This is a genomic window from Photorhabdus sp. RM323S, from assembly GCF_042879375.1.
In the GTDB taxonomy this organism is placed as follows: domain Bacteria; phylum Pseudomonadota; class Gammaproteobacteria; order Enterobacterales; family Enterobacteriaceae; genus Photorhabdus; species Photorhabdus tasmaniensis.
In genome coordinates, this window is sequence record NZ_JBHFKZ010000004.1 from 147,935 (window position 1) to 162,015 (window position 14,081).

Sequence of the window (14,081 nt, forward strand, 5' to 3'; positions counted from 1 at the left end):
ACGAGGTTGCAACATCATTCCACAAAAGAGGTATCCTCTACCAGTAAAAATTTTTACTGTTTTTTTAACCAGCAACAAACCATACCGACTTCGCAGCAGAATTTTCATTCAATAGGAAATAACCGGTAAACAGTTTTCCAGTATCAAACCTGTTTACACCAGAAGAGAGGGTGATAGTTTTTCACCTGAGGAGAAATAAAATGAATATTTTCATTTCGATAATAAGGTTTATACCCGTCATCTTTCAAGTTGCCTCTTTATTGGCTGCACTCGCTCACCCCGGTCACATAGTTTGCTATGCTCCCGGGGATTCACTCCCTTGCCGTCGCGATGCATCTTGAAATCCATAGGGTATATCACTGTTTTTTCTGTTTTCAGCAACAGTAGATTCAATATCATCAATAACATTTTTGGCTATACTAATAAGCATTCGCCAGAAAAATAAAACCACCTTATTGACATGAGTAAAACTCATCTTTTAACCAGGATATACGGTATATCCTTAATAAGTAGATTAATTCACATCAGTATTCCCCTATTTTACAAGATGAACTCCATAGAGAGCTTTAAAAAAAACGATAGATACAAAAATATCAGATCTACACTGCCCTGACAAAATGTCCAATATTCTGCTGGCTATTTTCGATCGAAAGACCTACTTTGTATCTATCATCCACAATTTCAATCTATTGCTGTTCCCAAGCATTTTTATATTACCATTTCCCGGTGATTTAACTGTGTTACCATTTAATCAATTTACTAATTTACGTCCTAATGTTTATTTCACTTCCTTATTTTACAGTGGTTCCCTAGTGCTAAAAGAAATAACCAGTCTTTAAACTCGAAGGTTGAAGTAGCTCTTCCCCGAGGGATCTATAATAGGAATAATATTTTGGTTGACGCTATCTAACGACCAAAAAACACATCAACACAACTTAACATTATTGTAATATAGCCCATAAAGTCAACATAAAAAGAAACATAAAGTTCATTTTTATGTAAACTTTATAATGCATCCAACTTAATACTATGATTTAACTTTTATTTTTAAAATATAAATGTAACTCCATGCGCATTTTCAGACACAAGATGTGCTAATATAAATAGCCATAAAGATAACATATTAAAGTAAAATCAATAAACTATTACAATGAGTGGCTTTCTCATACTGGACAATATCATTGAGTAATATATAGTTATGCAGTCATTTTTACATAAAGGATTTTTATGAAAACGTCTAATGCACAGCGAAAAACAAATATCATTAAGAATATAGAGTATTTGATACGTACCCGTGGCGAAACCAAAAGTTCCTTTTCCAATCGAACAGGATTAACCCGTACGACCATTTATAAAATTCTGGAGGGGCAAGTTAATAACGTTCAACAATCTACCGTCCTCCGGATCTCCGATTTTTTTGGTGTTTCCTGTGAAGAAATAGAAAATTATGACCTTGAGCAACTAGAACGTCTCAATGAAACGCTTTCAACTGAAGGTAATAAAAACCCGTCAGCCATCCCCATCATTCCACAATCTGAATTTTTATCTGTTTCCGGGAAAAAAATAGGCCAGCTTGTTACCGAGTACCCGCTGACCTATTTCTTTGGCGATGAATCAAATATGCTGGCGATTAAAGTCGAATCGGAAATAGGGGATACCTTTATACCCGGTGAGGTGATCATCATAAAACGCCCTCCCGCATTAGTCACTAACACCCCATTACTGTACTACTCTAAAGACATCGGGTTCTTTATCCGACAAGAGAAAGATGATGACAACATAGACAGAAGATACCCTAAATACGCTCAATTTTTAGGGTATATCGTAGGAGAAAGGCTATAAATGACCGCAAACCAGAAATTTAAGTTATTGGGATTTACAAGGTACGGTAAATTATCAGCAAATATCATGGTACTTGCGACGGGCAAAACCATTACTATGGGGCTGAAAGAGCTGGTCGATAGTGATATTTCAGAAGATTTGAGCAGGCATGAACTCAGTACGCTATATCGAAAATTATACAGCCACAGCAACATTGTCACAGCTTATGAACTCGGGGATCGTCATGAGCGTTCATGGCAAGCGTATTTGCTCATCAGTGTCGCACTCAGTGTTATTTATATTTTCTCCACAATATGTGGCGTGAAGCCCATACATATCCCTATTATTAATATCGTCACTCCGCCCGGCGTTTTTATTTACCCAATCACTTTCCTTCTGGTCGATATTCTAAACGAATTCTATGGGTTACGCCTGGCAAGAAGAACGATTATTATCTCCTTTGCAGCGAACTTACTGTTTGTTCTGGGGCTTTGGGCAACTGCACTGATGCCGGGTGTTCCCGGATGGGAGTTTGGTGCAACTTATAGCGGCATAATTAATAGTATCGTCTCGGTATTACTGGCATCATCTCTTGCTTATTTTATCTCTGAGAACATAAATTCGTATCTTCTTTGCAAAATAAAATCTCTCACAAATTCAAAGTATCTTTTCCTCAGAGTGATAACCAGTACTGTCATCGCCTCAGCATTCGACAGTATAATATTCTGTTCAATTGCTTTTTATGGTGTTCTCGGTATCGATATCATAAAGGAAATGATTATTGCCCAATTTATAATTAAAGTCGTTTATTCTATTCTGGGTGTAGGCCCTATATACCTGGTAAGAAAGATATTCAGACGTTATATAAACCAACCCGCAGAGGCTACAGTTAATAAAAAACTTGCCGAAGTATAATATTGAGAATAATGCCCTACACTTTTCTATGCTCTCGTCGTATAAATGAAAAACCCCAGCTTAAGCTGGGGTCAAAATCCAAGGTCTTTGCGAAAGGTCATACACCATATAAGGCAAAGCGATAAAATACATATATATCATAATATTGTAGGATAAGCACTTATGCCGGTTCTGTCGCATTAGCGTAGAGAAGTTAGCCAAAGTGGGGCTGCAGGTTATTTAGGCAGCCAACAGATAAAATTGTTCTGCCGGTGACAATCCGTCGCCAGCAGGATGATGAAGTTGTCCTTTACGTATCATCTGTATAAGCTCAATGCCTGCTAGCAGGGTCTGGGCCCGTCGAAAGGATTTGAATCCCAGCATCGGTCGAATCCGTCGTTTGATGTTCCGATGGTCTTGCTCAATCAAATAGGCGAGGTACCAGCGTACACATTGCGCGATAACATCAATGGGGTAATGCAGGCGTTTGAAGGCTTTTCGGGTCAGTGACATAGTCAGACAACATTATAAAAAAAACAGCATGTTATCCGACCACACCTTAATGCGACAGAACCGGATCAAGTCCCCAGTAAACAAAGTAAAATAATGCAACAGCAGAGATAATAACTTTATAGATTTTTGCTATCTTGAGCACAAAAATATCTCGCATTAACAGTGATAGTTAACGCCTGATTTTATTTCAGACGGGTATCAAACCGGTACGGGATTTTCTTAACGGTTTTCATCAGGTCAAATAGATCCGGGTGAGCCGGATTCAGCAGGTAGTTAAATTCCACCGGAGACAACGCGCTTGGAATACGCAGCGCGATGGACGAACCGCTTTCTGCCCAGTTATCGCCGTAAAGCGCGAGTTCAGCAGGCGCATCCTCACTAGCCCAATCAGGAGGGAGCAGTTTCAGGTTAAAGGTCTGGATCTGTTCATCCGGTACATCAATGCTCAACAGTGTAAAGTCGTCCATCAGCTGCGGCGCATGGATGTGAACCAGCGTTTCAAGCATAGTCAGGGAGGCCGTTTCGGACAGATAGACCATTGCAGTGCCTACGCTGTTCCAGCGGCCTCCCGCCTCTTTTGCACCCAGACCTGACCATGCTGTCATCAGGTAACGAGTCTTGGTCATCCGGTAAAGGATCACGAATATACCCCATGCTCAATGCGCGTAATCAGGCGCATGACTTCGAGCGCACCGGTTTCAGAAGAAACAACTTCTGCCGGGGTTTTCCAGCTCAATCCTCGGTTCGCTTCGTTCATCCATTTGTGTGCAGCTTCTTTGTCACCTTCAAACAGCTCTACAGCACGTTCAATGACTCGGATAATGCGCACCAGACGTTCGCTCTGATCCGCTGTGAAACGGTCTTTAATGCCGCGGTTAAACGTTGTATTCGGGATACCGGACATTTTTCGCAGTTCGGTCGGCGTGATTTTAGCCCATTCAGAAATGTGCTTAGCGACTTTACCATCGAGACCGTGATTGATTTTGTCCATCAACGCAATACCGTCATTATCCAGACCCGCGACCTGCCATAGGCAGTGCTGGTTCATTTTGGTAACGTCTGGAGAAAATACTTTCATCGTCATAACTAGCCCTCCCATTTGGTATTTCAATTATACCATATGAAGAAACAACGGCAAACTTTTCACCACCGGCCAGATAATACGGTTCTGTCGCATTAAGGTGTGGTCGGATAACATGCTGTTTTTTTTATAATGTTGTCTGACTATGTCACTGACCCGAAAAGCCTTCAAACGCCTGCATTACCCCATTGATGTTATCGCGCAATGTGTACGCTGGTACCTCGCCTATTTGATTGAGCAAGACCATCGGAACATCAAACGACGGATTCGACCGATGCTGGGATTCAAATCCTTTCAACGGGCCCAGACCCTGCTAGCAGGCATTGAGCTTATACAGATGATACGTAAAGGACAACTTCATCATCCTGCTGGCGACGGATTGTCACCGGCAGAACAATTTTATTTATTGGCTGCCTAAATAACCTGCAGCCCCACTTTGGCTAACTTCTCTACGCTAATGCGACAGAACCCTTTTTTATGCTCTCCGAATAATTCAATTAACCAGTAAGTTAAGATCTATATATTCACCTGAATAATTAAGATATTCTTGCGTTAAATGAGGAATAATACCCAATAAAGGCGCAGGTAACATGCGTTCTAATGTCGCCAGATACTCTTTCTGACGCTTGCTTGCGGGTTCAACTTCATTCGCTATCCAACCTGCGAAGTCTAATCCTGAACCTCTGATAGCTTCTGCGGTGAGCATCGCGTGATTAATACAGCCCAGTTTCACACCCACGGTTAGAATAACCGGTAATTGTTCTTTAATCACCCAGTCAGCAAAAGTCGCCGATTCCGATAAAGGCGTATACCAACCGCCAGCCCCTTCGACTAAAACCCAGTCGGCTTTCTTTTCCAGATGATGTAATCCCGCAGACATCACGGAAAAATCAATCGGTTGATTTAAATCAGCGCTAACAATATGCGGTGATGTCGCTTCAACAAATACCAGCGGATTCACTTCCTCATATTGTAAAGGTAAAGAACTGTTTGCCAATAATGCCAATGCATCCGCATTACGGACGCCTTCCGGTGTTATTTCACTGCCGGAAGCAACGGGTTTATAACCTGCTGTTTTATATCCTGCTTTAGTCGCAGCCTGTAGCAAAGCACAACTTACAACGGTCTTACCTACTTCGGTATCTGTACCCGTTAAAAACCAGCACTTAGTCACGATAAATCACTCCAAAAACAACCTGATAACTCAGAGGTAAATGTTTATCTTCCCGAGGGTAAGCCTGCTCCAAAGCAGTCAGCCGTCCACGAGTCATCAGTCCCTGCTGACGCCCACAATGAAGATGAGTCGCTCCAATCCCTTTCAGGGAACCTAATAGTGGCAATATATGCGGATATTGTTGGCGATAAACCTGGCTGATAAGACGGTGCCGGAAATCCTGACAGGCATCTTTAATCATCTGCTGTGGCAGAAAGTGATTAATATGCTGATAATTATCAACCTCACTCCAGGCTTGCTGCAATTCATGTAATGAACCTTTAGCCAATGTGGAAAATAGAATCAATCCACCGGGGCGGGTTACCCGATAAAGCTCGGTTAAAACACCAGATAAATTATCGCACCATTGAACAACCAAATTACTGAAACAGATATCAACACTGCTGTCAGCAAGCCCTAAATGTTCAATATCCCCTTGCAGGTAATAATCTGCTGTCTGCCTTCCACGGGCATGAGCCAACATTCCCGATGCCAAATCCAACGCGATAACCTGCCTCCCCAGTTGCCGCCAGCGATGACTAAAAAAACCGGTACCGCAACCGGCATCCAAGACTACTCTGCCAGGATGCCCACTGATTTGTTGCATGAGGAATTCGCCGGTTTGTTGCTGTAATTTTGCTACCACATCATAATTGGCGGCGGCACGCCCAAATGCGCCGGCAATAGCCCGTTTATCAACACATTCAGCGACAGAACTCATATAGCGCCTCCGTCAATATATCAATATCTTGCTGCGTATGGCTGGCAGTCAGAGTAATACGTAACCTGGCACTGCCTGGCGGTACTGTCGGAGGACGAATCGCTTTAACCCAAATTCCTTTTTGTTGCAAATATTGAGATAAAGACACACTCAACGCATTATCACTCACAATCAATGGCTGAATCGCCGTAGTTGAATCTGTCAGGTTGAATGGCAATTTCTGTACCTGCCGGCGGAAGTCATCAATATTTTGCTGTAACCGTTGGCGCAACTCATCACCCAATTGGATCTGCCGGATCGCTTCAGAAATCGCCTGCGCCTGCGCCGGAGGCATAGAAGTGCTGTAAATAAGATGACGGGCATACTGAATCAAATATTCCGCCGTCTGCTCATCGCAAAGTACCGCCGCACCACTCAACCCAAACGCTTTGCCAAAAGTGACAATTAAAATTTCCGGTTTTACTTTCTGTTGCCAACAGCTTCCCCGTCCCTGTTCACCACAAACACCAATACCATGTGCATCATCCACCATTAACCAGCTACCCGAAACGCGGGTTTGCTGATAAATATCAGCCAGCGGCGCGCAATCACCATCCATACTGAACACCCCTTCGGTCACCACCAGTGTTTTCCCAACACAGGGTTTTGCCAGTAAATCCGCAAGTGATGCAGGTTGATTATGGCGAAAACGACATAATTGAGCGGATGAATGCATGGCAGCTTCCATTAATGAAGCATGACTCAAGCGATCGGCAATAATCCGATCCGTTTTCGTCATTAACGCTGCAATTACCCCCTGATTAGCAGAATATCCTGAAATAAAGAGCAATGCTTTTGGATAACCCAGCCAGTCAGCCAATTGTTGTTCCAGTCGCTGATGAGCTTTTGTATAACCCGTCATATGGCCTGAACCCCCACTGCCCACACCATATTGTTCAGCCCCCTGCTGCCATGCGAAAATGACGGCGGGATTTGCGCTTAACCCCAAGTAATCATTACTGGAAAAATTAAGATATTTGCCTTTAGTGGTATACAGGAAACGCCCATCTGATTTCTGATTAACCTGCCGCTGACGCCATAGAGAAGAGTCCCGACGCTCGGACAATTGCCGGGAAAGATACACTGACCAATCCATTACAATGCCGCATTATAAAATTGTTCGTTATCCGCATTGATGATAGCTTCTGCCAGATGCTGTTGCTGCTGATTATCACCAAATGCCGTTTGAGTCTGCTGAGGGTTAATGCCCAATTTCCGGAACAGTTGTAAATCTTTATCTTCACCAGGATTAGGTGTGGTCAGCAACTTACAGCCATAGAAAATAGAATTAGCGCCCGCCATAAAACACATTGCCTGCGTCTGCTCATTCATCTGTTCACGACCGGCGGATAACCGGACATGAGAAGCTGGCATCATGATCCTGGCAACCGCAATGGTGCGGATAAAATCAAAAGCATCCACATCTTCGTTATCAGCCAACGGCGTGCCTTTGACTTTTACCAGCATGTTAATGGGGACACTTTCCGGTGGTTTTGGCAGGTTTGCCAGTTGTACCAGCAACGCAGCCCGATCACGGATCTCTTCACCCAAGCCGACAATACCGCCAGAGCAAACTTTTATTCCCGCATCCCGCACCTTATCGAGCGTATCCAACCGGTCCTGATAGGTCCGGGTTGTAATGATGTTGCCATAAAATTCCGGTGAGGTATCAAGGTTGTGGTTGTAGTAATCTAATCCCGCTTCCGCCAACCGTTGCGCTTGTGAACCCTCAAGCATGCCAAGCGTCATGCAGGTTTCCATCCCTAATGCTTTGACTTCCTTAACCATCTTTTCCAGATAAGGCATATCCCGTTCATGAGGGTTTTTCCACGCGGCACCCATACAAAAACGTGTTGAACCTGCGTTTTTAGCCTTACGGGCAGAATCAATCACTTTCTCCACTTCCATCAACCGCTCTTTTTCAAGGCCTGTTTTATAGCGGGAGCTTTGCGGGCAATATTTGCAATCCTCCGGACAAGCGCCGGTTTTGATGGAAAGTAATGTACTGACCTGTACCTGCTGTGGGTCAAAATACATACGGTGAATCTGTTGTGCTTCAAACAATAATTCGAAAAAAGGTTTATCAAACAGTTCTTGTGCCTGCTTAATTGTCCATTGCTTACGTTCAGTCACAATGACATCTCCAGTGTGAAAAAAGTCTCGTCAGTTTAAATAATGTCGTTATACTGTCAACCAATTTTAAATAAATTAGTTTACATTAAGCCATATGACTTCTTCTGATATTGAATTTGATCTGCGCCATATCTGGCATCCTTATACCTCTATGACCAAGCCCCTTCCGGTTTATCCTGTTATCAGTGCCTCTGGTGTGGAACTGGAACTCTCTGATGGCCGTAAGCTAATAGATGGCATGTCCTCATGGTGGTCTGCCATTCATGGATATAACCATCCGGTACTAAATCAAGCAGCCAAGATCCAGATTGACAAGATGTCTCATGTCATGTTTGGTGGAATTACCCATCCATCCGCAATCGCACTTTGCCGACAATTAGTGGACATTACGCCACCATCGCTTGAGTGCGTCTTTCTGGCTGATTCAGGTTCTGTTGCGGTGGAAGTGGCCCTGAAAATGGCGTTGCAATACTGGCAGGCAAAAGGTGAGAAACGTCAGCGTATTCTGACATTACGTCACGGTTATCATGGTGATACGTTCGGTGCTATGTCTGTCTGTGATCCCGACAATTCGATGCATAATCTCTACAAAGGTTATCTGCCAGCACATCTGTTTGCCGAATCACCTGAATGTGGATTTAATTCTCTGTGGGATGAACGGGATATCATTCCATTGCGTACTTTGCTGGAGCAGCATTCCAGTGATATTGCCGCGGTTATCCTGGAACCTATTGTACAAGGTGCCGGAGGAATGCGGATTTATCATCCTGAATATCTGCGTCAGGTCAGAATGCTCTGCGATCAACATCAGATTCTGTTAATTGCCGATGAAATTGCCACCGGTTTCGGTCGTACAGGAAAATTGTTTGCCTGTGAACACGCTGAAATTGAACCGGATATTTTATGTGTGGGTAAAGCGCTGACTGGAGGCTATATGACGCTATCAGCAACGCTGACAACCCGTAAAGTCGCCGAAACGATCAGTAATGGTGAAGCTGGCTGTTTTATGCACGGTCCAACGTTTATGGGAAATCCGTTAGCTTGTGCCGTAGCAGAGGCCAGTTTGAAATTGTTGTTAGAAAGCCCTTGGCAACAGCGTATTAAATCGATTGAAGCCCAACTAAGCACTGAGTTGATGCCATTAAAATTACATGCAAAAGTGGCTGATGTTCGGGTATTAGGTGCTATCGGGGTGGTGGAGATGAAACAACCGGTGAATATGGCGGTGTTACAACACTATTTTGTGTCTAAAGGTGTCTGGATAAGGCCATTTGGTAAACTGATTTATCTAATGCCACCTTATATTATTCAACCAGAGCAGCTTTCATGTCTGACAAAGGCTGTTTCCAGTGCAATTAATTTGTAACTCACTGTCAATGATTTACTCCCCGCCACCCATTCTACGGATATGGCGGGAGCTTGTTATGGCTCATATTAACGAATACTAATGGGCTTGTTGTTGTAGAAACTGATTTAATTCCGTTACGCCGCAGTCAAAAGTTTTACGGTTATGTTACTGAGTGACTTCTTCAATGATGATTGACATTCACCGTTTCCTTGTCGTGCTGCGCTGCTTTGAAACGGGGTTATCGTTCAAAGATCGCCGGAATTGGTGGAACTAACAGTATTAGCGGCAGCGGGTGATAGTGTGAGAGATAATATTGCTAAATGTTTTTTCCAAAATAGCATGAATAATTGTCCTTTGTAATTGGTTATCTATTTTTCTTCACTGGGTAATTAACAAAGAACTGATATTGATAACCCAGTGAGGAAATAATGAATACGGCTTTTTCTGTTATTGAGCCAGGCAGTTTAAGGGCTGAAATTATGGAAATCGTCTATTGTGGAGAACTGAATAAAATATTATTAATCTCTACGTGGCTTACGTTAAAATGGTCAACGAATTCAAATAGAAACACTCAAAACTATATATCATCAGCTCTAACACACCGGATTAATATCCTGACGCTTTCGGCGTTTCAAATTTCCCCCGAATTAGGCGAAAACATCCGGCGATGTTTATTCATTCCATACCGCAGGGAGTAATTAACAGGCTGTTTTTGTGACGGATGTCACATTTTTGTTATGTTCATAGGATAAATATTGTAATCTTATGGTCATAAAACTCAGAGGCCGAAATTCCCTGTTATTTATTTCCACGCGACTCAGCTGGAAACTGTTTTAGTGTGCTTTCAAACGCCACATATTCAGTGACGGATATTTCCCGCTTTCATTTTTTACTGCGGAACAGGCCGGAACTATTTTTGTATTCAGGGCCATCAAGTTGAAACAGCGGCTCGGTAATATGAAAAAACGCTGCACGGCGCTATTTAAAAGGGCAGAAGCGAATGATGCGTTTAATGGCCTCCGGTGTTATCTGGGTTTCACGATTAAGGTTCAATGATATAAGGTTTCAAATATGGATGGATTAGTTTTCACCTGCCACATTGGCGCACTATCTCAAACAACTTTTCAGGTATCGCACAGAGGACAGGGATTTAATGAGCTGCGCTTTGAGGATGCCAAAGGCAGCGAGGAAGTATTTATTCATGCTCAACGGGATATGAAAACTCAGATCCTCCGGGATAAAACCACGCAGATAGGCAATGACCAGAAAACAGACGTTGCGCATAACCGCACGGCGATAATTAAACACGATGAGGAGAAATAAGTATGGCTATACCCAACAGCGGCAAGATGTGTCCAGCCGTCACCTCAATCACCTGCACCATGGAAATAGGGTTTTTTCCCGCCGATGAAGATCCCTGCTACCTGGCGAAAAAAGCTGAATATGCCCAGCGACTGCCGGCAATGATTATCACTAAACTGGGGGCGATTCGCTTTCTTAAACAGATTGTCATGAGCGGATTAATCAAAGTTGAAGAGTATAAGCACGATTTTCTGTGGCCTTATAAAGCAGAAGTGGTGTTTGCTATCCGAGGGAAGAAGGATGTTCCTCTGCCCATGCTGGCGACCAGCCAAGACTCTAAGCAGCGTTATGGTGATAACTTACCGCAATCCAGTAATCCGTTTGCCCGGCCTCCTGCCGAAGACGCGGAGAAATTTGGGGTGAAACGTATTCGCCGCCCCGATATTATTCTGGTTAAAGATGAGGATCTCCGCTGGCCGGGCAGAAATGCCACCTACTTTGACGGTTCTGTGCACCCTGATAATCTAAAAATGTTGATTGAGGTGAAATTTCCGGGGGATTCCCTCAGTAAAGGGCAAGAAACAGATTATATCCAGATTGCGGCCGAAGACCGCTTTGGGGTGATGCGTGTCATCGATAGCCGCACAGAAGAGCAAAAACAGTATGATGAAGCGTGGCGAAAACATTACCAACCCGGTTCACAACACTATAAAAATCCTATCCCACTGGCCCCGCTACCACCCGGTTCGCCGCCTGACGATAATGCATTACCTCCCCCCACACCTCCCGAAGAAGGCGTACCGGGGACTATTCCGCAACCCCTGACCAAAAAACTCCCACTTATCAGTACCTCCCCCTGGTCTTTTTTACCCAGCTATGAAGACTGGGTTATCCTCGGGCAGGAAGTGACGGGTCTGGCCGAAAACGGATTGAATTATGTCCGCGACAGTACCCGGGAGCTTCTTGCCCAGTTTGGTGTCTGGTTCAGTGAAACTGGCAAGTGGGTGTGTGAAGAAATTATTGACCCGATAAGCCATCAGGCCAGTTACGCGTTTTCCTGGGTCAGTGAACAGACGGGGAAAATTGTGACCTGGACGGAGAGTGAGATAAAAGCCCAATGGCAGACTGTGCAACAGGGTTCGGATATCACCCTGGAAGAGCTCAAAAGTATTAGCTGGATGCAAATATTTAAAGCGGTCGGTGAAGGCATGTTGGAAGTCGTGGTAATTATTGCCGGTGTTGCCGTTGTTATCCTCGTCACCCTTGCCGTCGCTGCGGCGCTGATTGCACTGGTGGAAATTTTAACTGCTGCCGCAGCGGTCAGCGCCGCCGCATTAGCCGCTGTCCTGGCAATATTGGCGAGTGTGACATTCGCCACTGCTTCATAATGAAAGGAGAGAAATATGAAAACTTTGGATTATTTTGCCCAGTTGAGATCACAACTGGCTGCATTTACCTTCCTCAATGGCGATGGGTTGACTGTTTCCCGTCTGGGTATCTCGATAACCCTGTTTTTTAAACAGGGTTACACTCAGGAGAAAAAGCAGCGCATTCTGGCCTGTTATCGCCGCTTTCGCGAAGAATTTGGCGCTCATCTACGTTTTCATACTCATGAACTCAAGGGGTTAAAAAAATACTCACCCGAAAATATTGCTAAAGTAGAAGAAGGCATCCTTAATCAGAAAAAAAACCAGCCCTCTAGTTGGGATGTTAGTGACGCAAAAAATCTCTATGAAGCCCCCCGCTATCTGATGCATTATCTGGATTCCGATGAATCTGATGGTGATGACAGTAGCTCCTACCTGAGTCTGGTGCTGCCCTGGGATTATCTGAAAGCACAAGACGGCATGACCAAATTTATGGCCTGGCTGGATTTTCTGTGTGAACAGCTTGAACCTGACAGTGGAGACTGCGGTTATTGTCTGGTCCTGCCCAGAGATTACCATGATTACTTTCCCCTAGAGTACCAGTTAGCACAGCGCTATCCTTCCCTGCAAGTGAACTCCGCAGTGCACACAGCTAAATTACAGTATGAACATTCCATCCGGGGCATTAACTGGATCACCCTGCTGTCAAAACGCTTTGTCAACCGTCTGGGTGGGGAACATTGGATACGCAAGACGCTGGCACGCTACACGGATGTGGCGATTAGCTCTTACCCCAATGGTCTGATGATCCGGGCAGGTCAATACCCGGACTTAACACCACTACCGGGCAATGTCCCGACGAGTTATTTTGCCATTAACCAGCTGATACGCCCGATACGGGTTATTCCTCGTGAAGGCCATTCTCTGCATTTTTATGGTGAAGGACATTTTAATTCAACTTCCACGCTGGCCTGGTATGCCCGCTATGACCGTGGCCCTCTGCATATAACGCCGATTAGAGGCGGTGAGCCCGCCCTGGTCAGCGGGATCTGGCGAACCGATAGCTTGCCGGGCGAGCAGTACTTTTTTGCTCAGGGGGCTACAGCCTTCGATACTCAGGGCGCAGCATCGGGCACAACCGTATGGCATCTGATACGGGAAGCGGCAAATATGTGGGAATAACGGATTATCCACCGCCTCATCATGAAAGGAGAGAAGATGAAAACTTTGGATTATTTTGCCCAGTTAAGATCACAACTGGCTGCGTTTACTTTCCTCAATGGCGATGGGCTGACTGTTTCCCTTCTGGGTATCTCGATAACCCTGTTTTTTAAACAGGGTTACACCCCGGAGAAAAAGCAGCGCATTCTGGCCTGTTATCGCCGCTTTCGCGAAGAGTTCAGCACTCACCTGCGTTTTCACCGTCATGCACTGAAAGGGCTAAAAAAGTATTCACCCGAAAATATTGCCAAAGTGGAAGAAGGTATTCTTAATCAGAAAAAGAATCAGCCTTCTACTTGGGATATTAGTGACGCAAAAAATATCTATGAAGCCCCCCGCTATCTGATGCATTATCTGGATTCCCGAGAAATTGATGGTGACGATGACAGCTCCTACCTGAGTCTGGTGCTGCCCTGGGATTATCTAAA

Annotated in this window: 13 protein-coding genes and 2 pseudogenes; 8 read left to right on the top strand and 7 right to left on the bottom strand. The window is 44.4% G+C overall.

Annotation, left to right across the window (positions count from 1 at the left end; genetic code table 11):
* Nucleotides 1–1,227: 1,227 nt before the first annotated feature.
* Nucleotides 1,228–1,842, top strand: coding sequence for a helix-turn-helix transcriptional regulator (locus ACGF7G_RS03595; RefSeq protein WP_133815083.1), 615 nt, complete (start codon nt 1,228–1,230; stop codon nt 1,840–1,842).
* Nucleotides 1,843–2,736 carry a queuosine precursor transporter gene (locus ACGF7G_RS03600; protein WP_133815084.1) on the top strand — a complete coding sequence of 298 codons (894 nt, stop codon included), beginning with the start codon at nt 1,843–1,845 and terminating at the stop codon, nt 2,734–2,736.
* Between the two features lie 219 nt (nt 2,737–2,955).
* On the opposite strand, the pseudogene ACGF7G_RS03605 reads toward ACGF7G_RS03600, so the two are convergent.
* The 3 genes and pseudogenes from ACGF7G_RS03605 to ACGF7G_RS03615 form a co-directional block, all read right to left on the bottom strand.
* Nucleotides 2,956–3,156: pseudogene (locus tag ACGF7G_RS03605) on the bottom strand (DDE-type integrase/transposase/recombinase); the annotation flags it as partial.
* A 254-nt stretch (nt 3,157–3,410) separates the two neighbouring features.
* Nucleotides 3,411–3,869 (bottom strand): RES family NAD+ phosphorylase, encoded by a 459-nt coding sequence (locus tag ACGF7G_RS03610; RefSeq protein ID WP_387463572.1) that lies wholly within the window; start codon nt 3,867–3,869, stop codon nt 3,411–3,413.
* Nucleotides 3,866–4,306: an antitoxin Xre/MbcA/ParS toxin-binding domain-containing protein gene (locus tag ACGF7G_RS03615; protein WP_387463595.1), complete on the bottom strand. Its 441-nt coding sequence runs from the start codon at nt 4,304–4,306 to the stop codon at nt 3,866–3,868. Before ACGF7G_RS03615 ends, ACGF7G_RS03610 begins: the two co-directional genes overlap by 4 nt.
* A 220-nt stretch (nt 4,307–4,526) precedes the next feature.
* On the opposite strand from ACGF7G_RS03615, the pseudogene ACGF7G_RS03620 reads away from it, so the two are divergent.
* A pseudogene (locus ACGF7G_RS03620) lies at nt 4,527–4,727 on the top strand (DDE-type integrase/transposase/recombinase); the annotation flags it as partial.
* Nucleotides 4,728–4,802: 75 nt separating this feature from the next.
* Here ACGF7G_RS03620 and bioD read toward each other — a convergent pair.
* Genes bioD through bioB form a run of 4 tightly spaced genes read right to left on the bottom strand, consistent with a single transcriptional unit; the run spans nt 4,803 to nt 8,415 of the window.
* Nucleotides 4,803–5,483, bottom strand: a complete 681-nt coding sequence (gene bioD / locus ACGF7G_RS03625; RefSeq protein ID WP_387463573.1) for a dethiobiotin synthase — start codon at nt 5,481–5,483, stop codon at nt 4,803–4,805.
* Nucleotides 5,476–6,243, bottom strand: coding sequence for a malonyl-ACP O-methyltransferase BioC (gene bioC, locus ACGF7G_RS03630; protein ID WP_387463574.1), 768 nt, complete (start codon nt 6,241–6,243; stop codon nt 5,476–5,478). Before bioC ends, bioD begins: the two co-directional genes overlap by 8 nt.
* Complete coding sequence (gene bioF, locus ACGF7G_RS03635; RefSeq protein ID WP_387463576.1) at nt 6,227–7,378, bottom strand: 8-amino-7-oxononanoate synthase; 1,152 nt, start codon at nt 7,376–7,378, stop codon at nt 6,227–6,229. Before bioF ends, bioC begins: the two co-directional genes overlap by 17 nt.
* Complete coding sequence (bioB, locus tag ACGF7G_RS03640) at nt 7,378–8,415, bottom strand: biotin synthase BioB (protein WP_387463578.1); 1,038 nt, start codon at nt 8,413–8,415, stop codon at nt 7,378–7,380. Before bioB ends, bioF begins: the two co-directional genes overlap by 1 nt.
* Before the next feature lie 94 nt (nt 8,416–8,509).
* Here bioB and bioA point away from each other — a divergent pair, with 94 nt between their 5' ends.
* The 5 genes from bioA to ACGF7G_RS03665 all read left to right on the top strand — a co-directional run.
* On the top strand, nt 8,510–9,781 hold the full coding sequence (bioA, locus tag ACGF7G_RS03645) for an adenosylmethionine--8-amino-7-oxononanoate transaminase (RefSeq protein WP_133815091.1): 1,272 nt from the start codon (nt 8,510–8,512) through the stop codon (nt 9,779–9,781).
* A 1,053-nt stretch (nt 9,782–10,834) separates the two neighbouring features.
* Entirely contained in the window at nt 10,835–11,086 is a 252-nt protein-coding gene (locus ACGF7G_RS03650; RefSeq protein WP_387463581.1) for a hypothetical protein, read from the top strand.
* A gap of 2 nt (nt 11,087–11,088) precedes the next feature.
* The gene (locus tag ACGF7G_RS03655) at nt 11,089–12,453 is read left to right on the top strand and encodes a VRR-NUC domain-containing protein (RefSeq protein ID WP_387463582.1); all 1,365 of its coding nucleotides are present in this window, start codon (nt 11,089–11,091) and stop codon (nt 12,451–12,453) included.
* 15 nt (nt 12,454–12,468) lie between these two features.
* Nucleotides 12,469–13,614, top strand: a complete 1,146-nt coding sequence (locus ACGF7G_RS03660; protein WP_387463584.1) for a DUF3396 domain-containing protein — start codon at nt 12,469–12,471, stop codon at nt 13,612–13,614.
* Between the two features lie 36 nt (nt 13,615–13,650).
* On the top strand, nt 13,651–14,081 hold a 431-nt coding region (locus ACGF7G_RS03665; RefSeq protein ID WP_387463586.1), incomplete at its 3' end, for a type VI immunity family protein.